Here is a 22,250-nt window from a genome sequence, read left to right on the forward strand (position 1 = left end):
TTGGTAGCCCGTTACCCCACCAACTAGCTAATGCGCCGCAGGCCCATCCACAAGTGGTAGCTTGCGCCACCTTTCCGTCTTCTCTCATGCGGGAGAAGACTCTATCCGGTATTAGCATAAGTTTCCCTATGTTATCCCAGTCTTATGGGCAGGTTGCCTACGTGTTACTCACCCGTCCGCCGCTAGGGTCCGAAGACCCTCGCTCGACTTGCATGTATTAGGCACGCCGCCAGCGTTCGTCCTGAGCCAGGATCAAACTCTCCAATAAAGTTTGTATCTGGTTCAAAGCTGGCAAATCATTTCATGATAGACTCATCAACGCTTTCGCTGTTCAGTTTTCAAAGAGCATTTTTTGTCGAACGCTTTATATCCTATCACGTTCACTATCTCGGAGTCAAGATCTTTTTTCGTGATCTTTTTTCTCGTTTTCCCGTCGCTCGTTGGCGACAAAAATAAATCTATCATATTCAAAAAAACAAATCAAGAGTTATTTTTAAAAGAATGATTTTCCATCAACAGAAAAAGAGAGGCACTGAAGCCCCTCTTCCATTCAAACTCTACTCTACATTGGAATAGCCAATGCATTTCGCTTTTTCATGTATTGGAATACGGTCACGGACATAAGCAATGCGAGACCAAGTCCAAACAACAAGACTTCAGGGAAGATCAACAGGACACCACCCAAGATTAAAACAGTCCGCATCGCCCAGTTGATCCTGGCGAACAGGAACCCTTCTGTAGCAGCAGCAAGTGCCATTACAGCCAGCAAGGTGGTCACCGTAGCAATCGATATATCTACGATACTTGCATCATGAATCAACAGCCCTGGCTTATAGATAAAGATAAAGGGTACGATAAAGCCTGCCAATGCCAGTTTGCAGGATACCCAGCCCGTACGCTGCGGCTCCGACCCCGCGATACCTGCCCCTGCAAAGGCCGCTAAGGCAATGGGCGGCGTCAAATTCGCGATCGCTCCGAAATAGAAGACAAACAGATGAGAGGCCAGCGGATCAATCCCATAGGTGGACAGTGCAGGAGCTGCCATCGTGGCCGTGATAATGTAGCAAGGGATGGAAGGAAGACCCAAGCCTAGAATAATCGAAGCCAGCATCGTAAATAAAAGCGTCATGAACAAGCTTCCCGACCCCATCATCAAAATGATGTTGGCCAACTTCAGACCCAGTCCCGTCAAACTGAAGACCCCGACTGTTATCCCAACTGCCGCACACGCTGCCGCGACACCAAGCGCATCGCGCACCCCACTTTCCAACGCATGAACGATATCACGGAAGTTCATCCGGCTCGATTTGCGTAATGCTGCGATCAAAATAGTACCCGCGATGGTCGCAACCGCTACCAGTGTCGGCGTATATCCCATCATCAACAGCACAACCAGAAGCACCAACGGGATCAGTAGATGTCCCCGCTCGCGAATCACATCTTTTACTTTCGGCAGCTCACTCTTGGTCAACCCCTGCAGGTTGTCCCGATCTGCGCGCAGATGCACCTGAACGAGCAATCCAAAGTAATACATGAGAGCTGGAATAACGGCGGCAATCACAATCGTGACGTACGGTACTCCCAATGTTTCCGCCATGATAAACGCAGCAGCTCCCATAATCGGTGGCAGGATTTGTCCCCCCACCGCGGCTGTAGCCTCAACAGCTGCAGCAAATTCCGGCTTGTACCCAACCCGCTTCATCATTGGAATCGTGAACGATCCCGTGGTCACGACGCTCGCAACAGCAGAGCCGTTGATCGATCCGTGAACGGCTGTCGCGATGACGCCTACTTTAGCTGGACCACCTTTGGTTCCCCCGGCCAATGAAAGCGAGAGATCATTGAACAAGGTACCCATCCCCGTCTTGGTCAAAAAGGCTCCAAAAATGATGAACAAAATGATAAAAGAAGCAGAAACGGCAATGGCATCGCCAAATATCCCCTCTGTCGTCACATACATATAGTTGGCAATATCGCTAAACGTATAGCCTCGATGCCCAAAATCCCCTGGTAAATACGGCCCCAGATAGGCATAGGCGACAAAGATTCCAGCCATCGCTGTCAGTTCCCAGCCTGTAACGCGCCGCGATGCTTCCAGTACAAGTACACAGGTAATGACCGCAAAGATCACATCCAGCGTCGAGGGAATCCCCCCGCGATTGACGATGTCCAAATAGTAGATAAAGATGTAGCCTGCTGTCCCAAGTGCTGCAAGCGCCAGCACTCCGTCAAGCAAAGACAAGGTTTTTCGAGACGCCTTTTTCCAGCCCGGATAGAGTAAAAATATGAGACAAAGTACGATAGCAACATGCAAGGAACGGTGCTTCAATGTCACGAATGGAACGGCGTATACAGCGTACATGTGATACAGTGCGAAGCTCACTGCAATCACCGTAATCAGAACACTCATCCACTTCTTCGAAAATCTGCGATAACCTGCTTCCAGGTCATATTCCTGCAAAACCTCTTGGGCCTTGCTTTCATTCACACGAATCTCTTGATCATTTGGCAATCTGATCGGTGCACTCAATATTTCGCCACTCCTTTCTCGTCCAACCCGGAAGCAAAGCGATACCACCACGGATACCACCCGACAGAGAGCTCTAACGACGTTCCCAATGGCAATAGATCAGACAATCTCCAGGTTTGCTCTCCGACCTGCAGCAGATAGTCATCCCGCGTGATCAAATATAAAACCTGGTCACGCTTTTCCTGCAAACCCGAGACCGTAATCCATCCATCCCGAACCGATACTTGGACTCCTTGTTGATCTTGAAAATTGGCCGGGACTCCTGCTCCAAAGGACCGAAAAGAAGTCTCTGCCAATTCCATCCCTGAAAATCCAACAACCCTGTAAGTCTCCCGCCACGGGGTTTGTTCGACGGAATGTATCCACTCAATCTGAAAATAATCCTGTATGCGAATCGGGACGACGCCAATTTGCTCCTGCCGATGAAAATCGCTCAGCTCCAAATAAGGATGGGGCCCGATCAAGATGAGCCCCAGTACTAGGGGAATGAACCATTTCGTTAGTCGTCTTCTCATGTTGTTGATCTCCCTCCCCACAAGACTCCCGTTCCTAGTCGAGAGCCCCTACTTCCTTGTAGTATTTTTCTGCTCCCGGATGCAAAGGAACAACCAGATTTTTGCCTGCTTCCTTCACGTCAATTTCCTTGGCAGCATTGTGTGCAGCTTGCAGAGCAGCCATCTCATCGAAAAAGGCTTTGGTCAGATTGTACGCCTGCTCTTCGGACAGGTCCTCACGAATCAAAAGGATATTGCGAATGGCTGCCGTCTGTACGACTTCTTCGTTTTTATAAACACCTGCTGGTATTTCAGCAGAGACGAAGAACGGATATTTTGCGGCCATTTTATCTACGTCTTCCTTCTTGACCGGAACAATTTCTACATCTTTGGTGGTCACCAGGTCAATCACCGTAGAGTTCGGTAGCCCCGAGGTGACAAAGGCAGCGTCAATCGTATTGTTTTTCAACTGCTCAATGGCTTCTGCATATGAAAGATAATCTGCCTTGATGTCGTCATAAGTAATGCCGTGGCCAGCCAAAACCATGCGTGCATTGACTTCGACCCCGGAATTGGGTGCTCCGACCCCGACGCGTTTGCCCTTCAAGTCATAAACCGATTTAATATTGCGGTCTTTCAAGGTGACGATTTGCACATAATTCAAATACAGTCCGGCCATCGCACGCAATTCTTTAACCGCACCGCTGTCCTTGAAATTCTCTTGCCCCTCGTAGGCAAACGTGGTCACATCGGACATCACGAAAGCCAGATCCGCTTTTTTGCTTTTAATCAGGTTGATGTTTTCCACAGACGCTCCTGTAGATTGGACAGAAGCATTGTAGCCCAGCTTATCCTTGTAGACTTTTGCCATCGCTCCGCCAATCGTGTAGTATGGCCCGGAGCTGCCGCCTGTTGCGATAGTCAGGAATTTCTGTTCGGCACCTCCACTTGGCGCAGCAGATCCTCCTCCTTGATTCGAAGCTCCCGGCGCTGGTGCAGACTGCCCTCCACAAGCAGTAACGGTCAAAACCAGCAGCGCAGATGACAAGATAGCTAGCATCTTTTTCCGAAACACCTTGTTTCCCCCTTTTTATATGAAATCGCTTTCATGTCAGATTGTAATAGCAAGCATCATGCCAAGTAGGAAAACGGGACATTTCGTAGATTAAATCAGGCCTTTCAGTAGCGTAGTCATTTTCCGACATTACAAAAAAACGGCAAAAAAATCCCCTTTATACGGAATTTTTTGCCGGATGTGTGTTTTCATCCCATCTCCAGGTATTGCTTTAATTTCTGTCTCAAGCCCCGTTCACTGATTCCCAGTTGATCTGCTGTTTTTTTGCGGTGTCCCCCATGCAACTCCAAGGCATGCAAAATAATCCGTCTCTCCGCTTCCTCAAGCGTGATCCCGGCTGGTATCAGCACCCCATCCCTGTCTATTCGCGACTGGCGCAAACCAGCGGTTCGTTCCATAAGCGCAGGGGGAAGCTCATCCAGCGTGATCACTTCTCCCTGAGAAAGGGCAACCGCGTATTCCACAATGTTGGCCAGCTCCCTGACATTCCCCGGATAGGAGTATCCGTACAGCCACTTTTTCGATTCAGCTGAAAAAATCTTCTTGCCTCTTCCCATCTGGACTGCCGAACCGTGCAGAAAATGGTCCAGCAGGTAAGGAATATCTTCACACCGTTCTCGCAATGCTGGGGTTCGGATCGGAATGACATTGAGTCTATAGAAAAGGTCTTCGCGAAATCTTCCGCACGCCACCTCCTCCTCCAGCTGCCGATTGGTGGCCGCAATGATTCGGATGTCGACTTCCTTGGCTTCGTAGCTTCCAAGTGGCGTCACTACTTTTTCCTGAATGACGCGTAACAGCTTTGCCTGGAGGGGAAGCGGCATTTCCCCGATCTCATCCAAAAATACTGTGCCGCCGGAGGAGCGCTCAAACAAGCCCTGCTTGCTCTGATATGCTCCTGTAAACGAACCCTTCTCATGACCGAACAGCTCGCTCTCCAGTAGGGCTTCTGGTATGGCAGCACAGTTAATGACGGAAAAAGGAGCGCTTTTGCGATTCCCTTCATAATGAATGGCCCGCGCCACCAGCTCCTTCCCTGTCCCGCTCTCGCCTGTAATCAGAATGCTGGACGGAATATCCTTCACCTTCTCGATCAATTGAAAAACCTTGCTCATCGCTGGGCTCTTCCCGACAATACCGGCGAAGGCATGCTGCTGGCGCACTGCTTCACTAAGCACCTGTACCTGCTTGTGCAGATTTTGATACTCAAGCGCCTTGTTCAATAGCAGCTTGACTTCATCCATGTGCAAGGGCTTGGCCAAATAATGATAGGCTCCGGCCTTGATCGCTTGCACCGACGATTCGATCGTGCCGTAAGCCGTCATCATAATGACAGTCAAATCCGGCTTCATCTTTTTACATTGAACCAATAAGTCCAGCCCACTGGTATGCCCTAGACTCAGATCTAGCAGGACGCAATCAATAGATTCTGTCCTGATGATGTCCAAGGCTTCTTTTTCCTCCGTGGCTGTCCATACGGTATATTCGTCCTCCAATGCAAACGAAAGAGACACGCAGATAGAAGGTTCATCATCCACGATTAGCAAATTTGGCATGGTTCTCCTCCTTCCTGCCAACTGATTCTTCTTCACGTACACCAACCGACCACTGTTGCTCATACCAGACTTCATTCATCTGCGGCATTCGCAGCGTAAACGAGGTTCCATGACCAGGTGTACTGCTCACTTCCATCATCGCCCCGTGCTCCCACATGATCTTTTGGCTAATATAGAGCCCGAGACCGATTCCCTGTGTCTTGCTCGTATGGAAAGGCTCAAACAGGCGCTGCAGTTGCTCCTCCTGCATGCCTTCTCCGGTATCTCTCACAGTGATCCAGATCTCGCCTGCCCTTTCCTCCGCACGTATCACAAGCTGCTTGTCCGAGCTTGCTGCCATCGCTTCAATTGCGTTCATGACCAGATTGATCAGAACCTGCTTCATTCTTCCCCGGTCCACCAGTACCTGCAATTTTTCGGATACCTGCACGGTTACACCGATTCGTTCACTTTCAATCCTGCGGGTAAAAAGTACAAGAACGGATTGAACGAGCTCCTTCACGCGGATGGATTGCATCTGCTTTGGTCTGGTGCGTGAATAATCCAGCAGATCCTCGACAATGCGGTTTAGTCGTTCCATCTCTTCCGGTACGTAGCGCAGCAGCTCGGATCGAAAGCGCGGGTCGTCCATTTTTTTTGGAAGTATTTCAATAAAAGCCTTGATCGCTGTCAACGGATTGCGCATTTCGTGGGCGATTCCTGCGATCAGCTGCCCCAGCGCACGCATCTTCTCCTGCGCAATTAACCGTGTTTGCATGCGAATTTGGTCTGTCCGATCCTGCAAGGTAATGATCCATCCCACATGCTCCTCGGCTGCATTTGCAAATGGGGCCATATAGTAGTGGAACACGCGCCCCGACTCTTCTCCCCATTGGAATTCCCCTTCAAACAGGCGGAACGGCTCAGAGAAGGCGGACTCGATCGGCAGCTCGGGCACAAGGCAGACGATATGACGCCCCAATGCGTCTTCCCCGGCCCCCAGCATCCGGTGGGCAACCTGATTGACTAACGTAATATGTCCGAAAACATCAAGGGATAGAATCGCGCTCTCCGTATGGTCCAGAACTTTTCGCTGAAAGGCCATCATATCAGCCAAAACCGCCGTTTGTCTCCGTACCTCCGCCTGCAATCTTTTATTCCAAGCAAAGAACGTCGCCAATGAGACAACACCCAGCGCCAGTACAATCAGCAAGCCAATCACCAGCTTGCGCCACCCATCTGTCAAGTGGGGCGAGTAAGGCTCGAAGTATTCACTGTACAGCCAGGAGTAGGTTCCATCTCGATACATTTGGTTAAGACCCTCGTTTAGCTTCACCAGCAGTTCTGTGTGCCCATCCCGAACAGCGAATGCATAGTCAGTCGGATTGATCAGACCGGATCGCATCTCGAAGTCATCCAGGCGGTTCTCCTGCCGAAGCACATACTCGGCCGTCCAGCGATTGCCGATGAAAGCATCAGCGCGTCCTCGAAGCAAATTTTCCAGGGCTTCCTTTTGGCTGAAGGAAATGTTCATCTTGACTCGCCGCACGCTTTCCAACAAATCCAAACTGCTATGCGAGCGTTGAACTGCCACCACTTTCTCGGACAGCTGGTTCAAGGTGTAGATCGACTCATCCGCACGCGGAACCAGCAACACCTCTGACATCGTAAAAAAGGCTTCGCTGAAGTCGAAAATCTCATCGTAACGACTCGTATACTTCATTCCCAGAACCACATCTACTTCTCCTGATTGAAGCGCAGTCACGACATCTTCCCAATCAAGCGGCACATACTCCAGCTTCCAATCATTGTATCTGGCAATCCCCTGGATCAGTTCAATATTGAACCCTTCGATACGCCCGTTCTCTTCCACCGCTGAAAAAGGGGGCAAGGCACGGTCAAAAGCTACCCGAAGGACCTTTTCCTCCGCTCCCGCTCGAGCTGGATACAAGCAGCTTAAGAGAAGAACCAGCAATATGGGCCACAGACGCTGAGTACTCACCATACTCCTCCTATCCCGTGTACGCCGGGAAATAAAAACTAAAAAGGGAACAATCTTAATTATCTGTTTTTTAAATAGTAAAAGAAATCCTCAATCGAGGCAAACACGAGCAGGTGAGAATGGAAAAACGAAAAAGCCACTCTCCGCAAAAGAGAGTGGCGAATCTGCTTAACGGCGGCGTTCCAGCTCAGAGAGAACCTCGTCTAGTGGCAGTTTTTGTTCCCGCAGGAGGACCAGCAGGTGGAAGATCAGATCTGACGCTTCATAGCGAAGCTCTTGGGGATCGCGGTTTTTGGCTGCAATAATCACTTCAGCCGACTCCTCGCCTACCTTTTTCAGAATCTTGTCTACCCCTTTTTCAAATAAATACGTCGTATAGGAACCTTCCGGGCGCTCCGCTTCTCTCGCTGCGATAAGCTGCTCCAGTTCTCCCAGAATCGCATACCGATCAGAACCTTGTTTCGCTTTGGCTTCCGCTTCCTCTACTGGCAGCAGCTCACCGGCAAAACAGCTGTACGCTCCTGTATGACAAGCAGAACCATTGGGCACGACCTGCACCACTAATGCATCTTTGTCACAATCCATTTGAATGGAGACGATTCGCTGCGTATTGCCGGAGGTCGCCCCCTTGTGCCACAGCTCTTGGCGGGAACGGCTCCAAAACCAGGTCTCTTTGGTTTCCAGTGATTTTTGCAGCGACTCCTTGTTCATATAGGCCAACGTCAAAACCGTTTTACTCACTGCATCCTGCACGATGGCGGGAATCAGGCCATTTTCATCAAACTTCACTTGCTCCCATGCTTGTCCTGTTGTCATGGCCTTACCACAACTCCTTTGGTTTGCAGATACTCTTTTACTGCATGAATGGATGTCTCATCGTAGTGAAAAATGGAAGCAGCCAGCGCTGCATCTGCTTTGCCTACCGTCAGGACGTCGTAAAAATGCTCGCGCGTCCCCGCACCGCCAGAGGCAATGACGGGGATGCCAACCGCTTCCGAGACGCTCCTCGTCAGCTCAATGCCAAAGCCTTTTTTCTCTCCGTCGTCGTCCATACTGGTCAAAAGAAGCTCTCCTGCGCCCAATGCTTCGGCTTCCTGCGCCCATTCAATTACATCTCTGCCAGTCGCATTGCGTCCGCCATGTGTGTACACTTCCCAGCGGCCATCTCCAGTCTGCCTTGCATCGATCGCAACAACGATACATTGCGAGCCAAATACGGTCGCCCCTTCACGAACCAGCTCCGGTCGCAGGACGGCTGCAGTATTGAGTGAAATCTTGTCCGCTCCTGCACGCAAAATGCGCTTCATATCCTCTACACTGTTGATTCCGCCGCCAACCGTGAACGGTATCGTAATATTCGCCGCCGTGCGTTCAATCACGTCCACCATCGTTTTGCGCCCCTCGTGGGAAGCCGAAATATCCAGAAAGACCAGTTCGTCAGCACTTTCTTCGCTGTATTTCTTGGCCAGCTCCACCGGGTCCCCCGCATCACGCAGACCGACAAATTGCACACCTTTCACGACACGGCCATCTTTGACATCCAGACACGGAATAATTCGTTTGGCCAACATCCTACTCACGCTCCCCCATCTGACGAAGCGCTTCATCCAAAGTAAAAGCATCTGTGTACAGGGCTTTGCCGACAATCGCGCCGGATACACCATCAGCTGTATGAGCGAACAGAGCCAACAGGTCATCCAGCTTGCTGACACCGCCGGAAGCAATGACGGACTTGCCTGTTGCGACGGCCAATCCCGCGATTTCTTCAACATTGGGTCCTGTCATCGTTCCATCTCTAGCGATATCCGTGTAAATGAACGTCTCGGCACCGTACGAAACCAGCCTTTTTGCCAATTCTGTCGCCTGAACATCTGTCGTGGTCAGCCATCCGCGCGTCGCGACCAGACCGTTGCGGCAATCCAGGCCAATGGCGATCTTGTCTCCGTATGCCTGCAAGATCCGCTTGGTAAAAGGCTCATCCTCGATGGCTGCTGTCCCCACAATCACACGTGCCACACCGGCATCCAAATAGTCGGCAATCTGCTCCTCTGTGCGAATGCCCCCGCCGACCTGCACCGGAACGGAAACAGATTTGGCGATCTCCTTGATCAGTTCAGCATTGGCAGGCTTGCCTTCTTTGGCACCATCCAGATCGACCAGATGAACCCAAGCTGCTCCTTGCTCTACCCAACGCTTCGCCATCTCCACTGGCGAATCCGCGTACACGGTTTCCTGCGCGTAGTCCCCCTGGAACAGTCGGACACATTTGCCCCCACGAATATCGATAGCTGGATAAATGATAAAACTCACGCCAATACCCCCTCACACTGTACCGCGAAGTTACGCAACAGACGCATGCCTGTATCTCCGCTTTTTTCTGGGTGGAACTGCATTCCGTACACGTTGCCTTGCCCTACGATCGCCGTGACATCCTGATTGTATTCTGTCGTCGCAAGCAAGGCTGCCCGATCCTTTACGCGTACATGATAGGAGTGGACAAAGTAAACATAGTCCCCGTCCGCCACGCCTTCCAGCAGCGGAAGATTGCTGTTCGTGCTGATCTTCAGCTGATTCCAGCCCATGTGCGGAACCTTGTAATCGCCTTGGAAGCGAACGACTTCGCCTCCCAGCAAGGAAAGCCCCTGATGCTCCCCGTGCTCTTCACTTTTGTCAAACAAGAGCTGCATCCCCAGGCAAATACCCAAGATCGGACGGCCAGAAGCTACGTAATCCTGAATCCCCTGCTCCAAACCTAACTCCCTGATGTTGGCGATGGCATCACCAAACGCCCCGACACCTGGTAGGATAAGTCCCGTATATTCTTGTAATCGCTCTGGCACCGAAACGAATTCGTAGGAATAACCCAACCGCTCCAGCGCCTTGCTCAGACTGTACAAATTCCCCATGCCGTAGTCGATGATGCCGATCATGCTACAAAACTCCTTTGGTAGACGGAACCCCTTTGACGCGGGGATCTATCATCGTCGCTTCGTCCAGTGCGCGCCCCAATGCCTTGAAGATCGCTTCAATCATGTGGTGTGTATTGTGGCCATAATGCAGGATGACGTGCAGATTGATACGCGCCTCCAATGCAAACTTCCACAAAAATTCATGTACCAGCTCAGTAGGGAATTGTCCGACCATCGTCGTCTGGTAGTTCGCACGGTACTCCAGATGTGGACGGTTGCTGATATCGATCACGACTTGTGCCAGAGCGTCATCCATTGGCACGAAGGCATTGCCGTATCGCTTGATTCCTTTTTTATCACCGAGCGCTTCACGCACTGCATTGCCCAAGCATATGCCGATGTCTTCTACCGTGTGGTGGTAGTCGATCTCGATATCCCCTTTTGCCTTCACCTGGAGGTCAAAAAGTCCATGACGGGTAAAAGCGTCCAACATATGATCGAAGAAAGGCACGCCCGAATCCTGCTTGCTCTCTCCCGTGCCATCGATGCCAAAAGCCAGGTTGATTTGCGTCTCTTTCGTATTCCGTTCGATTTGGGCCACTCGCTTCTGCTGCTCACTCATCTGCACTCACACTCCTACTCTTCCCGCTTAAAGTCTCGAAGTCTTTCCGAAATCGCTCGACCATGTGCAGCCAGCCCCTCTTGCTCGGCAAGTGCCACGATCTTATGTCCGTTTGCAAGCAGGTCTTGCTTGCTGTAAGAAACGACGCTCGATTTTTTAATGAAGTCATCCACCGACAGCGGCGAGGAAAAACGCGCCGTGCCATTGGTCGGAATCACGTGGTTGGAACCCGCAAAATAATCGCCTACTGGCTCGGAGCTGTATGGTCCCAAGAAAATAGCGCCAGCGTTCTCCACTTTGCCGAGATGCTCAAATGGGTCCGCGATCATAATCTCCAAGTGCTCGGGCGCGATCGCGTTGATCACTGCAAAGCCTTCATCCAAATTCTCCACCAGTATAATGGCGCCGTGGTTTTGAATCGAAGCCTCCGCGATGGACTTTCTCGGCAAATCCACCAATTGACGCTCGACTTCCAGGGCTACGGCATCCGCCAAAGCAGTTGAGGTCGTGACCAGCACCGCTGCCGACATCGGATCATGCTCTGCTTGCGACAACAGATCCGCTGCCACATAACGGGGATTGGCTGTATCGTCTGCCAGAACAGCGATCTCGCTTGGGCCTGCCACCATATCAATGCTGACCAGTCCAAACACTTCCCTTTTTGCCAAAGCGACAAAAATATTGCCAGGACCGACAATCTTGTCTACCGCCTTGATCTGTTCGGTACCGTAAGTAAGGGCTGCGATAGCCTGCGCTCCGCCCACCTTGTAAATATCCGTCACTCCCGCGATCTGGGCCGCGACGAGAATCGCCGGATTTACTTTTCCATCGGCTCCAGGCGGTGTCGTGATGACCACCTCAGGCACACCCGCAATTTTTGCCGGGATCGCGTTCATCAGGACGCTCGAAGGGTAGGCAGCTGTTCCACCTGGCACGTACAAGCCTGCTCTTTTTAATGGACGTATGATCTGACCCAGGATAGTTCCGCTCTCTTTGGTAGAAAACCAGGACTGGCGAACCTGCCGCTCGTGAAAATCCCGAATGTTGGCTGCTGCTTCTACCAAGGCCTGCTTGACTTCAGGTGAAACAAGCGCGCTCGCCTCCGCGAACTCCGCTTCACTGACACGGAAATCCTGTAAGGCTACCCGGTCAAATCGTTCCGTATACTCGCGAAGCGCTGCGTCTCCCCGCTCTTTGACATCCGCAAGAATGGCTTTGACTGCATCCTGCTGTTCTTTTGTTCCCGAATCAACGGATCGTTTGGCCTGATACTGATTGGCTGGAATTACTCTCATCTTGTCTCTCACCTCTCCACAGACTCTCTATTTTGAACTCGGAATGACTTCCAGAAACTTTTGGGCAATATCGTCTACCGCTTCGCTCTTCATCCGATAACTCGCTCGGTTGGCGATCAGTCGGGTTGTAATCTCACAAATATGCTCCAGCTCGACCAGTCCGTTTTCCTTGAGCGTACGTCCAGTCGAAACAATATCTACAATGCGATCCGCCAGTCCGATCATCGGTGCCAACTCCACTGAGCCATTCAGCTTGATGACCTCTACCTGCTGGCCCTGCTCGCGAAAATAGCGGGAAGCGATCTTCGGGTATTTAGTGGCGACTCGTGGCGCATCTGTTTGCTTCCAGTCGGGCATGCCTGCTACCATCATCCGGCAGTAGCCAATTTGCAGATCCAGAAGCTCATACACATCACGTTCTTCTTCCAGGAGCACATCCTTGCCCACGACGCCAACATCGGCTACGCCATATTCCACATAGGTGGGCACATCCGTCGGTTTCGCCAGGATAAATTCCAATTGCGCATTTTCGACAGGAATGACCAGCTTGCGTGAATCCTGCAGCTCTGCGGTCACCTGCAAGCCAGCCTGTTGCAGAAAGTGAACGGCTTCCTCGAAGATTCGCCCTTTCGGCATGGCGATCGTCAGTTTTTGTGAGCGATCAGAAAAAACCATCTCCTACTCCTCCTGTTTCGTCAAACAGATTACTTTGGCGTAACCCGCTTTTTCACTGTCGCTTAATTCATCTTCATTCCCGATCAATCGAGTCACCACGATCAGTCCATCTTCACGAAGCAATTGCGCTTCTGCCAACGCCTCTCTCCGACGTTCGACGGTGTAGCAAAGCAGAACCCGGGTTGTCGGTTGTCCTTTCATCGCCGGTGTTACTTGGAGCAAACGATCCATTTTGATCGCAAAACCAGTAGCAGGTGCTGGTCGTCCAAACTGCGCCAGCAAATGATCGTAGCGCCCCCCGCCTAACAATGGTGATCCGAGGTCTGCAGCATACCCCTCAAAGACAACGCCTGTGTAGTAATTCAGATTGCTGATCAGATTAAAGTCGAGCAAAAGATCCTCTGTCACGCCATACGCCTCCAGAGCATCCCACAGCGAAGCAATCGTCTCCACCGCCCGTCTAGCCTTGCCGTTCACGGTCAGCTCCCGTGCCTCTGCGATTTTCCCCTTATCCCCGCGAAGTCTGAGCAAGGCCTCCAATCTGTTTCTGGCATCGTCACTCATGTCCAGTGTAGCCAACAACTGACGATATCCTACAAAGTCGCGCTCGTACAGGAAGTTGCGGAATTGGCTGCGAAGCTCTTCATCCGCGATCTCTTCCTCCAGCAAGCCGTCGACAAAGTCAACATGACCGATCGCGATTCGGAACGTCTCCACTCCTGCTGCTCTCAGGCAAAACACTGCCAGAGCAATCGCTTCGGCATCCGCATCCTCTGAAGCGTCCCCGATCAGCTCGATACCCGTTTGAAAAAATTCTGCGTTGCGTCCCGCTTCTTTTTCCTGGGCACGAAATACGTTTGCTTGGTAAAACAGCCGAATCGGCAGCGGAACATCCTTATATAAAGAAGAAACCACACGGGCGATAGGCGTTGTCATGTCCGGACGCAACACAACCGTATGCCCCTGTTTATCCAAAAGGCGGAACATCCGGTCCGTCAAAGTCGCACTGGCCGCTCCTACCGTGTCGTAATATTCCAAGGAGGGTGTAGAGATCTCTTCATACCCCCAACGATCAATGCAATGTCGAAGCGCACGCTCCAAATGCCGCTGCTTGGCCAGTGAATCTGGTAGTATATCCCGCATGCCCAACGGCTTTTCAAATCCCAACGGCTTTGCCATCGTCATTCCCTCCTGCGCCTTATGCTTTACTCTGCTAATATGGTAGCAAGTTAAAGTGATATGAAGAAGAGTATCACGGAATCTTGAACTGGTCAACCGCGATGCGAATAGTCAGAAAACAAAAAGGTGCCGCTTTTTCCTTTGCTGGCACCCTGACTATTCATTTTGTCTTTCGATTAAACGTTTCCTTCGCGTATGACCTGCATCGGATTCCCACCGACAAAAGTCCCCGGCGCTACATCCTTATATACGACGGAGCCTGCAGCTACAATCGCCCCATCCCCAATCGTCACACCCGGGAGGATCGTCGTGTTCGCCCCGATCAGCACACCGTCACCAATCCTTACTTCCCCCAGACGGTATTCCTCGACAAGGTATTCATGAGCAAGAATCGTTGTATTGTAGCCGATCACGCAGTTCCGTCCAATCTTGATCATCTCGGGAAACATGACATCCATCATCACCATAAGGGCTACGGCACTCTGTTCCCCTACCTCCATCCGCAGAAAGGTACGGTACAGCCAATTTTTCAAGGATAAAAAAGGGGTGTACCTCGCCAGCTGGATGACAATGAAGTTTTTCATGACCTTCCAAAAGCTCACTGTCTTGTACATTTGCCATAACGGATTGGCTCCGTGAACGGGATAACGTGTGGTGTTTCTCATTTTTTGCCTGTCCCCTTCTTCCCATATTAAAGATCGGCTTCCGCATCCTCCAGAATGGCATCGGATTGTTTGCGCGAGAAGTGAACAGCCGCGTTGTAGCCCATCCGTTTCAGACGGAAGTTCATCGCCGCAACCTCAATAATGACAGCGAGGTTTCGGCCGGGACGTACAGGCACTGTAATGATCGGAATTTCCATATCCATGATCTTGACTGTTTCCTCATCCAATCCCAGACGCTCGTACATCTTTTGCGGTTCCCACAGCTCCAGCTGCACAACCATTTCAATGTTTTTCACATTGCGGACAGCGCCTGCTCCAAACATCGTCATCACGTTAATGATGCCCACACCGCGAATTTCCAGCAAATGCTGAATGAGTTCGGGAGCGCTGCCGCTTAGCTGTCCGCCTTGGGTCTGGCGAATTTCTACCGCATCGTCCGCTACCAGACGATGTCCTCTTTTGACCAGCTCCAAGGCTGCTTCACTTTTTCCGATTCCGCTAGAGCCCATGATCAAGACACCTACGCCGTAGATATCGGTCAATACCCCGTGAATCGTCGTCGTCGGAGCCAATCGATTCTCGAGAAAGTTCGTGACTTTGCCTACTAGCGTAGTCGTTGCCAGCGGGGATTGGAGAACCGGTACTTGATGTTTATTTGAAACTTCAATCATTTCCTCCGGCACTGGAAGATTGCGTGTTACACAAAAACACGGCGTCTGTCCCTGCATGAGAAAGTTCATTCTTTCCAGTCGCTCTTCTCTGGACAGCGTCTGATAAAAGGTTACTTCGGTCAGACCAAAGAGTTGTATCCGTTCTTCCGCATAATAGGAATAATAGCCTGCCAATTGCAACCCAGGTCTACTCATATCCGTCACTGTAATTTCGCGTCCCAAACCTTCTTCGCCGCTCAAAATATTCATGTTAAAATGATGGGCAAGATGACCAACATTTGTCTTTCGCATATGGCGTCCCCCTTACATGGGTTAATCTCCCCAATGTCCATCCTTATTGTATCGAAAGGAGTGTAGGCGAGACAACCGTTCTCCTTTCTTTCTTCCTGCAACACATTGTTGTATCATTTACATTTTTCTTCTTATTTCATAAGATAGAACTGTTGTATATACATCAGTCTCGGTAAAAATTTGAACTGAAAGGAGGCATCACCTTGGATTTTTTACTACGTTTCGTTTTTGTGGACGTACCTGAAGCCTTCTTGCTGCTAACCATTGGATTGGCCATGTTCAATCGTTCCGTATTCGAAAAAAAGAAGCAAGCTTTGCTTTTCTCCATTTTATCGGGTGGCTTTGGTGAGTTTTTAGGCTATTATGAAATTTCCTATCAACCCAAAGTACTAACCATGTTTCTGAGTACCACCTTGATTTTCTATCTCCTGTACAAGCCGGGTCTTCTCAAATCAGTATTTATGTCTACTGCCGCCATGGGTTCCTTAATCATGGCAGAGTTCATCTTGCTAGTGATTTACAATAGTCAGCATCTTTACTGGATGGATATCCTCTCCACGGACGCGCTAATGACATTCATACGGATTCTTTATTTGAGCATTTTGTTGATTTTTGCTGTGATCCTGCGAGTCATGAAATTCGATATCCGTCGAGTGTTTCCACGGAATCGCTACAACCGTTATCTGTTTTTATTGATACTGGTAGGAAGTATTGAGTTCCTATTGATCCTTTTTATGAATACCTCCTTTTTTCTAAGGAACAACAATTCGGTGCTGGGACAGGTTTACACGCCACAGTTCCAGTTGATCTTTCAACTTCTCATCTTGGCCTTATTTATTCTCATTGTGTTCTTATTCCGAATCTACCTCACGTTGACCATTCATAGAGTCGAAGAAGAGACTGGCACGCCATACCTGAACAGCATTCATGACATGCTGACGGCCATCCGCTCGTTCAAGCATGATTCCATGAATCATTACACCGCCATTAATGGTTTTCTAAAAAAAGGGTTGTACGATCTGGCCAAGGAATATGTAGAACAACTACTACATGAGATTGTAGTCACTGAAAAGACTGTAGATTCGAGCGCTCATATACTGGAAGGCATCAAGAATCCGGCTGTTTCTTCCCTGCTCCAATCCAAAATGGCGCTTTGTCTGGCAGAGCGCATCCACTTGACCATGAACATCACGACAAGCAACCAGTTTACCCATATTAAAACCTACGATTTGATCAAGGTATTGGGAAATCTTATGGATAATGCGATACGAGCCACATCCTACGAGCTTGAGGAGAATCGCTACATACGCCTGGACTGGGGACAATCAGAGCGCGAACTCTTTCTCACGATTGAAAATAGCGGTCCTGGGATTCCAAAGGATAAGCTGAATGAAGTCTTTTCTATCGGTTATACCACCAAGAAAAATGGAGAAGGCGGCCTTGGTCTCACGATCGTCAAGTCCGTAACCGAGCGCTATGGGGGCAATGTAGACGTCTTCTCTGAAAATGGCATCACTCGCTTCCATGTTTCTTTCAATAACCGACAGATTGCGAAAGGAGGGATTTGACATGACATGGTCAGAAAAGATATCACTGCACTTGGCGAAGCAGATCAAGACAGAGGACTCACCCTACTCCATTGGTCAGCTGGCTCACGGAATTGAAATCTTCCTGCTCAATATCATCAATGGGATCGCTCTTCTCGTCGTATCGGCCCTGCTTCACATCGTCCTGGAAGTCGCCCTCGTTTCATTCCTGTTTTTTCTGTATCGCATCATTACAGGAGGCGTACATTTACGAAATCCTTGGAGATGTTCGTTTGCCACCCTCTTATTGATGAACACCGGCGGATTTACGCTGAAGCATCTGCCGGCGATCCCTTCTCCCTACATCTATCTGCTTATCCTAGTAACACTAGGCCTTGCATTCACGATCAACTACCGATACGCACCCGCCAAGCACACCTATGCTCCTGATCATCCAGAAGTTCAAAAGAAAACTAGAATCATCGCACTATTTTTAATTGGAGGTAGTTGTGTCTTGTCTCTCATTTTGGTAGAATATGCTTATATTCTAATACTTGCCAACATCATTGCCGTATTGACACAATCCGCTCTTCTGTTACCGGGTTCTTTTCTACTAGTTTCCCGCTTGGAAAATTTTCTTGAGAGGGTGGTTGAAAAATGAAAAAGTTACAAGCTCTGTCTAATCGTTTCTTTGGTCGTATTTCTTCTATGAATCTGGCTGGTATTCTCAAGTTTGGTCTCATTTACGAACCCATTCCACCTCAACAACGTGATCAACAGCTGGCGCAAGAAACAAAAAAATGAATCAAAGCCCGCGCATTCTCCGCAAGAGCGATGCACGGGCTTTTTTTACTGCTTTTTCTTACCGAAAATCAAATCGATCAGCCAACCAAAAAAACTCATCAACGCTGCAGCTACAATCACCGTACCGATATTATCTGGCCAAGGTCCTAGATCAAAGCCATCAATAAAGAAAGCCGTCAAGGCAAATGTTGCTGCATTGACCACAAACCAGAATAATCCAAGCGTCATGATCCGCAACGGCAGTGTGAGCAACATGATGACCGGACGAATCATCGTATTTACCAATCCCAGTACCAAGGCAGCCCATACAGCTACTCCAAAATTGGCGACACGAATGGATTCAAACCACGAACTGATGTATAACAAGGCAGCACCATTCAAGAAAAGCATGACAATCCAACGTACCATCCGCTTCCCCCTCTCTTCGCTGACCCAACAGCCCAGCACTTTAGCGAATGCCTCGAATCTCCAAATTCCACTGTTCAAAAAACTTCTTCATAAACTGATGCCGTTCTTCTGCAATCTGGCGAGCAGTCGCCGTATACAATCTGTCTTTGATACGGACCAGCTTCCACTCGTATTCGTGAAACGGCGTGTGTTGATCAGGCAGTTCAGCATGGATCGGCTGACCGATGACACCGGAATACGCGAAAGCTCGGGCTACCCCAATAGCCCCTATGGAATCCAGCTTGTCAGCATCAAACAAGATTTTTTCTTCCAGAGAAGTAGGCGGCGACTCTTTGCGAAAGCGATGAGCAAGAATCGCTTTTTGCACAAGCATAATCTGCTCTGAATCCATTCCCTCTTCACGCAGCCATTCTCCAGCTATACGGGCACTGATCTCGGCGTGGCACTCTCCCGTTCGACGCTCTTCGGCCCGTCCGATATCGTGCAGGAGGGCAGCGAGGCGAAGAAGTGCCATATCTGCACCTTCCTCGCGCCCAATCCGCTCACACATCGCCATTACCCGGAGATTATGCTGCCAGTCATGCGCAGGATCCTGCCCGTCAAACAAACGCTGTGTGTTCCGTACCAGGCGTTCTGGCAGGGATGCCGTGGTTTCTGTCACATAGTCCATCGCTCCACTCTCCCTGCTCTATTTGGATACCAATTGTTCCAGCTTGGCTTTAGTACGAGCGCGATCACGATCCAAAATCGGCTTCAGGTAGGTTCCCGTGTATGAACCATCCAGCTCTGCGACTTGCTCTGGAGTACCCGTTCCTACGATTTGCCCACCTCGAGTCCCCCCCTCAGGACCGAGGTCAATGATGTAGTCGACGGTTTTGATCACATCTAGATTATGCTCGATGACCAGCACCGTATCACCATTTTCCACCAGCCGCTGCAAAACCTTGAGCAATCGGTCGATGTCATCGGTATGCAGCCCAGTCGTTGGCTCATCCAGAATATAGAGCGTTCGGCCTGTGCTCCGACGATACAGCTCAGAGGCCAGTTTGACCCGTTGTGCTTCCCCGCCGGACAAGGTTGTCGCCGGTTGGCCGAGCTTCATGTAGCCCAGTCCTACGTCGATGATCGTCTGCAGCTTTCTTTCAATGCGCGGCAGATTGCGGAAATACTCAACCGCATCCTCAATCGTCATCTCCAGTACATCTGCAATGCTTTTACCTTTGTATTTCACATCGAGTGTTTCGCGGTTGTAGCGTTTGCCATGACAGACCTCGCAAGGGACATATACATCCGGCAGGAAGTGCATCTCGATCTTGATGATGCCGTCACCACTGCATGCCTCGCAGCGTCCTCCCTTGACGTTGAAGCTGAAACGTCCCTTTTTGTAGCCGCGCACCTTGGCCTCGTTGGTCGAGGCGAACAAATCGCGAATGTCATCAAAAACCCCTGTATAGGTAGCAGGGTTGGAACGCGGTGTCCGTCCGATAGGCGACTGGTCGATATTGATGACTTTGTCCAGATGCTCCAGGCCAGTGATGCGGCGATGCTCACCCGGCTTTACCTTCGCACCATTTAGATCACGTGCCAGCGTCTTTTGCAAAATTTCATTGATCAGTGTACTTTTCCCGGAGCCGGAGACACCTGTGACAGCCACGAACAAACCGAGCGGAATTTTGGCGGTTACGTTTTTCAGGTTGTTTTCCTTGGCTCCTTCAATCTTCACCCATTTATCACTTGTCTCTCGACGTTCCATAGGAACAGGAATAAATTTCCGACCACTCAAATAGGCACCAGTGAGAGAAGCTTCCTGTTGCATCAGCTCCTCCGGCGTTCCGGTCGCTACAACCTGACCGCCGTGTATGCCCGCACCCGGGCCAATATCGATGATGTAGTCGCATGCCATCATGGTATCCTCATCATGCTCCACCACGATCAAGGTATTTCCCAGCTTGGTCATATGCTCCAGTGTTTTGATCAGACGCGCATTGTCGCGTTGATGCAGACCGATGCTCGGCTCGTCGAGGATGTAGAGCACGCCCATCAGACTGGAACCGATCTGCGTAGCCAATCGAATACGCTGTGCTTCTCCCCCGGACAAGGTCCCGGCTGCACGACTCAAAGTCAAATAATCCAGACCTACGTCCACCAGGAAATGAAGGCGGCCCTTGATCTCCTTAATGATGAGATTGGCAATTTTCGTTTCCTTTTCAGTCAGATCAAGCCCTTCCATAAACGAATGCGCGTCCGCGATCGACAGATCCGTCAATTCAGAAATGCTCCGATTCCCAATCTTTACAGCCAGGCTTTCGGGGCGTAAACGCTGTCCCTTGCATACCGGGCAAGGCTTTTGACTCATGAATCCTTCAATCTGTTCACGGATATATTCAGAGCTGGTCTCCAAGTGACGGCGCTGAAGATTGGGAATGACCCCTTCAAATGCAACCGCAGCCTCGCGCACCTGTCCGAACTCATTCTCGTAACGGAACTGAATCTTCTCGCCCTGACTTCCATACATCACGATCTTAGCCTGCTCTTCTGGCAGCTCCTCAAACGGCAAATCCATGCGAATGCCGAAGTGACGGCAGGCAGATTCAAGCAATTGCGGATAGTATGTAGACGATTTTGGCTCCCAGGCAGCTACAGCCCCCTCTGCCAGAGGCAAGGTCACATCCGGTACTACCATGTCTGGGTCTACTTCCAGCTTGACCCCAAGACCATCACATTCCGGGCATGCACCGAACGGGCTGTTAAAGGAAAAGATGCGCGGTTCGAGCTCACCGATAGAAAAACCACAAATGGCGCAAGCATGGTGTTCGCTAAAAAGCAGCTCTTCCTGCTCCATCACATCCACGATCACCTTGCCGTCTGCCAGTCGAAGAGCAGTCTCCAACGAGTCGGCCAATCGGGATGCGGCATCCGGTTTGACAACGATCCGGTCGACCACTACCTCGATATTGTGCTTCTTGTTCTTCTCTAGCTTGATTTCTTCTGACAGATCGCGTGTATCCCCGTTCACTCTGACGCGAACGAAGCCCTGCTTCCGGATATCCTCCAGCAGCTTGACGTGTTCGCCCTTACGTCCCTGAACCATCGGAGCCAGGATTTGAATCCGCGTCCGCTCCGGATACTCCATCACCCGATCCACCATTTGCTCGACCGTTTGTGACTGAATCTCCGTCCCATGCTCAGGGCAGATGGCTCTCCCCACACGAGCGTAAAAGAGACGCAGGTAATCGTAAATTTCAGTGACCGTACCCACAGTAGAACGAGGGTTGCGGCTCGTGGTTTTTTGGTCGATAGAAATAGCAGGAGAAAGTCCCTCGATTGAATCTACGTCCGGCTTGTCCATCTGTCCGAGGAACTGACGAGCATACGCAGAGAGGGACTCTACGTAACGGCGTTGTCCCTCTGCGTAAATAGTGTCAAATGCCAGGGATGACTTACCCGAACCTGATAAGCCGGTCAAAACGACGAATTTATCTCTAGGAATCACAACATCAATATTTTTCAGGTTGTGGGCACGAGCGCCCTTCACCACAATATGTTCCAATGGCATGAAAGTAACCTCT

The 22,250-nt window shown here is 50.4% G+C and carries 21 protein-coding genes and 1 rRNA gene; 3 read left to right on the forward strand and 19 right to left on the reverse strand.

The genetic code is table 11. The features are described from left to right. The 16 genes from EDM52_RS00405 to hprK form a co-directional block, all read right to left on the reverse strand. Positions 1-268 (reverse strand): 16S ribosomal RNA (locus EDM52_RS00405); the annotation flags it as partial. Between the two features lie 294 nt (positions 269-562). Then, positions 563-2,530, reverse strand: a complete 1,968-nt coding sequence (locus EDM52_RS00410) for a TRAP transporter permease (RefSeq protein WP_122907068.1) — start codon at positions 2,528-2,530, stop codon at positions 563-565. Continuing rightward, positions 2,527-3,045, reverse strand: a complete 519-nt coding sequence (locus EDM52_RS00415) for a DUF1850 domain-containing protein (protein ID WP_122907069.1) — start codon at positions 3,043-3,045, stop codon at positions 2,527-2,529. Before EDM52_RS00415 ends, EDM52_RS00410 begins: the two co-directional genes overlap by 4 nt. A 34-nt stretch (positions 3,046-3,079) precedes the next feature. Further along, positions 3,080-4,099 carry a TAXI family TRAP transporter solute-binding subunit gene (locus EDM52_RS00420; RefSeq protein ID WP_245996396.1) on the reverse strand — a complete coding sequence of 340 codons (1,020 nt, stop codon included), beginning with the start codon at positions 4,097-4,099 and terminating at the stop codon, positions 3,080-3,082. Between the two features lie 188 nt (positions 4,100-4,287). After that, on the reverse strand, positions 4,288-5,655 hold the full coding sequence (locus EDM52_RS00425) for a sigma-54-dependent transcriptional regulator (RefSeq protein ID WP_122907070.1): 1,368 nt from the start codon (positions 5,653-5,655) through the stop codon (positions 4,288-4,290). Beyond that, positions 5,630-7,639 (reverse strand): transporter substrate-binding domain-containing protein, encoded by a 2,010-nt coding sequence (locus EDM52_RS00430; protein WP_122907071.1) that lies wholly within the window; start codon positions 7,637-7,639, stop codon positions 5,630-5,632. Before EDM52_RS00430 ends, EDM52_RS00425 begins: the two co-directional genes overlap by 26 nt. A 165-nt stretch (positions 7,640-7,804) precedes the next feature. Next, positions 7,805-8,452, reverse strand: a complete 648-nt coding sequence (gene hisIE / locus EDM52_RS00435) for a bifunctional phosphoribosyl-AMP cyclohydrolase/phosphoribosyl-ATP diphosphatase HisIE (RefSeq protein WP_122907072.1) — start codon at positions 8,450-8,452, stop codon at positions 7,805-7,807. Continuing rightward, the gene (gene hisF / locus EDM52_RS00440) at positions 8,449-9,207 is read right to left on the reverse strand and encodes an imidazole glycerol phosphate synthase subunit HisF (protein WP_122907073.1); all 759 of its coding nucleotides are present in this window, start codon (positions 9,205-9,207) and stop codon (positions 8,449-8,451) included. Before hisF ends, hisIE begins: the two co-directional genes overlap by 4 nt. A gap of 1 nt (position 9,208) precedes the next feature. Then, positions 9,209-9,946, reverse strand: a complete 738-nt coding sequence (gene hisA, locus EDM52_RS00445) for a 1-(5-phosphoribosyl)-5-[(5-phosphoribosylamino)methylideneamino]imidazole-4-carboxamide isomerase (RefSeq protein WP_122907074.1) — start codon at positions 9,944-9,946, stop codon at positions 9,209-9,211. Further along, entirely contained in the window at positions 9,943-10,566 is a 624-nt protein-coding gene (gene hisH / locus EDM52_RS00450; RefSeq protein ID WP_122907075.1) for an imidazole glycerol phosphate synthase subunit HisH, read from the reverse strand. Before hisH ends, hisA begins: the two co-directional genes overlap by 4 nt. Position 10,567: 1 nt before the next feature. Further along, the gene (hisB, locus tag EDM52_RS00455) at positions 10,568-11,167 is read right to left on the reverse strand and encodes an imidazoleglycerol-phosphate dehydratase HisB (RefSeq protein WP_122907076.1); all 600 of its coding nucleotides are present in this window, start codon (positions 11,165-11,167) and stop codon (positions 10,568-10,570) included. A gap of 14 nt (positions 11,168-11,181) precedes the next feature. Further along, a complete protein-coding gene (hisD, locus tag EDM52_RS00460; RefSeq protein ID WP_122907077.1) occupies positions 11,182-12,462 on the reverse strand; it encodes a histidinol dehydrogenase in 1,281 nt (426 codons plus the stop codon). A gap of 27 nt (positions 12,463-12,489) precedes the next feature. After that, positions 12,490-13,137 carry an ATP phosphoribosyltransferase gene (gene hisG / locus EDM52_RS00465; protein WP_122907078.1) on the reverse strand — a complete coding sequence of 216 codons (648 nt, stop codon included), beginning with the start codon at positions 13,135-13,137 and terminating at the stop codon, positions 12,490-12,492. A gap of 3 nt (positions 13,138-13,140) precedes the next feature. Continuing rightward, entirely contained in the window at positions 13,141-14,316 is a 1,176-nt protein-coding gene (locus EDM52_RS00470) for an ATP phosphoribosyltransferase regulatory subunit (protein WP_122907079.1), read from the reverse strand. Between the two features lie 176 nt (positions 14,317-14,492). After that, positions 14,493-14,981, reverse strand: a complete 489-nt coding sequence (locus EDM52_RS00475; protein ID WP_122907080.1) for an acyltransferase — start codon at positions 14,979-14,981, stop codon at positions 14,493-14,495. 26 nt (positions 14,982-15,007) lie between these two features. Further along, positions 15,008-15,943, reverse strand: coding sequence for an HPr(Ser) kinase/phosphatase (gene hprK / locus EDM52_RS00480; protein WP_122907081.1), 936 nt, complete (start codon positions 15,941-15,943; stop codon positions 15,008-15,010). 203 nt (positions 15,944-16,146) lie between these two features. Between hprK and EDM52_RS00485 the strand changes: the two genes are divergently transcribed. Genes EDM52_RS00485 through EDM52_RS24425 form a run of 3 tightly spaced genes read left to right on the forward strand, consistent with a single transcriptional unit; the run spans position 16,147 to position 18,273 of the window. Then, on the forward strand, positions 16,147-17,511 hold the full coding sequence (locus tag EDM52_RS00485; protein WP_122907082.1) for a sensor histidine kinase: 1,365 nt from the start codon (positions 16,147-16,149) through the stop codon (positions 17,509-17,511). A 1-nt stretch (position 17,512) separates the two neighbouring features. Continuing rightward, positions 17,513-18,130, forward strand: coding sequence for an accessory gene regulator ArgB-like protein (locus tag EDM52_RS00490; protein ID WP_122907083.1), 618 nt, complete (start codon positions 17,513-17,515; stop codon positions 18,128-18,130). Further along, positions 18,127-18,273: a hypothetical protein gene (locus EDM52_RS24425; protein ID WP_183184733.1), complete on the forward strand. Its 147-nt coding sequence runs from the start codon at positions 18,127-18,129 to the stop codon at positions 18,271-18,273. Before EDM52_RS00490 ends, EDM52_RS24425 begins: the two co-directional genes overlap by 4 nt. A 45-nt stretch (positions 18,274-18,318) precedes the next feature. Here EDM52_RS24425 and EDM52_RS00495 read toward each other — a convergent pair whose 3' ends face one another. From EDM52_RS00495 to uvrA, 3 genes are read right to left on the reverse strand one after another with little or no spacing between them, the layout of a single operon-like run. Continuing rightward, complete coding sequence (locus EDM52_RS00495) at positions 18,319-18,681, reverse strand: phage holin family protein (protein ID WP_122907084.1); 363 nt, start codon at positions 18,679-18,681, stop codon at positions 18,319-18,321. A gap of 40 nt (positions 18,682-18,721) precedes the next feature. Next, complete coding sequence (locus EDM52_RS00500; RefSeq protein ID WP_122907085.1) at positions 18,722-19,351, reverse strand: HD domain-containing protein; 630 nt, start codon at positions 19,349-19,351, stop codon at positions 18,722-18,724. A gap of 18 nt (positions 19,352-19,369) precedes the next feature. Next, complete coding sequence (gene uvrA, locus EDM52_RS00505) at positions 19,370-22,237, reverse strand: excinuclease ABC subunit UvrA (protein WP_122907086.1); 2,868 nt, start codon at positions 22,235-22,237, stop codon at positions 19,370-19,372. Positions 22,238-22,250: the final 13 nt, after the last annotated feature.

The sequence above is a fragment of the Brevibacillus invocatus genome (assembly GCF_003710915.1).
GTDB classification, from domain to species: Bacteria; Bacillota; Bacilli; order Brevibacillales; family Brevibacillaceae; genus Brevibacillus; species Brevibacillus invocatus.

What these genes read in the sequence shown, in the direction of transcription:
- hisIE (WP_122907072.1), bottom strand. Translation starts at nt 8,452, where the DNA reads ATGACAACAGGACAAGCATGGGAGCAAGTGAAGTTTGATGAAAATGGC.
- uvrA (WP_122907086.1), bottom strand. Translation starts at nt 22,237, where the DNA reads ATGCCATTGGAACATATTGTGGTGAAGGGCGCTCGTGCCCACAACCTG.
- EDM52_RS00425 (WP_122907070.1), bottom strand. Translation starts at nt 5,655, where the DNA reads ATGCCAAATTTGCTAATCGTGGATGATGAACCTTCTATCTGCGTGTCT.
- hprK (WP_122907081.1), bottom strand. Translation starts at nt 15,943, where the DNA reads ATGCGAAAGACAAATGTTGGTCATCTTGCCCATCATTTTAACATGAAT.
- EDM52_RS00500 (WP_122907085.1), bottom strand. Translation starts at nt 19,351, where the DNA reads ATGGACTATGTGACAGAAACCACGGCATCCCTGCCAGAACGCCTGGTA.
- EDM52_RS00475 (WP_122907080.1), bottom strand. Translation starts at nt 14,981, where the DNA reads ATGAGAAACACCACACGTTATCCCGTTCACGGAGCCAATCCGTTATGG.
- hisF (WP_122907073.1), bottom strand. Translation starts at nt 9,207, where the DNA reads ATGTTGGCCAAACGAATTATTCCGTGTCTGGATGTCAAAGATGGCCGT.
- EDM52_RS24425 (WP_183184733.1), top strand. Translation starts at nt 18,127, where the DNA reads ATGAAAAAGTTACAAGCTCTGTCTAATCGTTTCTTTGGTCGTATTTCT.
- EDM52_RS00490 (WP_122907083.1), top strand. Translation starts at nt 17,513, where the DNA reads ATGACATGGTCAGAAAAGATATCACTGCACTTGGCGAAGCAGATCAAG.
- EDM52_RS00495 (WP_122907084.1), bottom strand. Translation starts at nt 18,681, where the DNA reads ATGGTACGTTGGATTGTCATGCTTTTCTTGAATGGTGCTGCCTTGTTA.
- hisD (WP_122907077.1), bottom strand. Translation starts at nt 12,462, where the DNA reads ATGAGAGTAATTCCAGCCAATCAGTATCAGGCCAAACGATCCGTTGAT.
- hisG (WP_122907078.1), bottom strand. Translation starts at nt 13,137, where the DNA reads ATGGTTTTTTCTGATCGCTCACAAAAACTGACGATCGCCATGCCGAAA.
- hisH (WP_122907075.1), bottom strand. Translation starts at nt 10,566, where the DNA reads ATGATCGGCATCATCGACTACGGCATGGGGAATTTGTACAGTCTGAGC.
- EDM52_RS00430 (WP_122907071.1), bottom strand. Translation starts at nt 7,639, where the DNA reads ATGGTGAGTACTCAGCGTCTGTGGCCCATATTGCTGGTTCTTCTCTTA.
- EDM52_RS00415 (WP_122907069.1), bottom strand. Translation starts at nt 3,045, where the DNA reads ATGAGAAGACGACTAACGAAATGGTTCATTCCCCTAGTACTGGGGCTC.
- hisB (WP_122907076.1), bottom strand. Translation starts at nt 11,167, where the DNA reads ATGAGTGAGCAGCAGAAGCGAGTGGCCCAAATCGAACGGAATACGAAA.
- EDM52_RS00470 (WP_122907079.1), bottom strand. Translation starts at nt 14,316, where the DNA reads ATGGCAAAGCCGTTGGGATTTGAAAAGCCGTTGGGCATGCGGGATATA.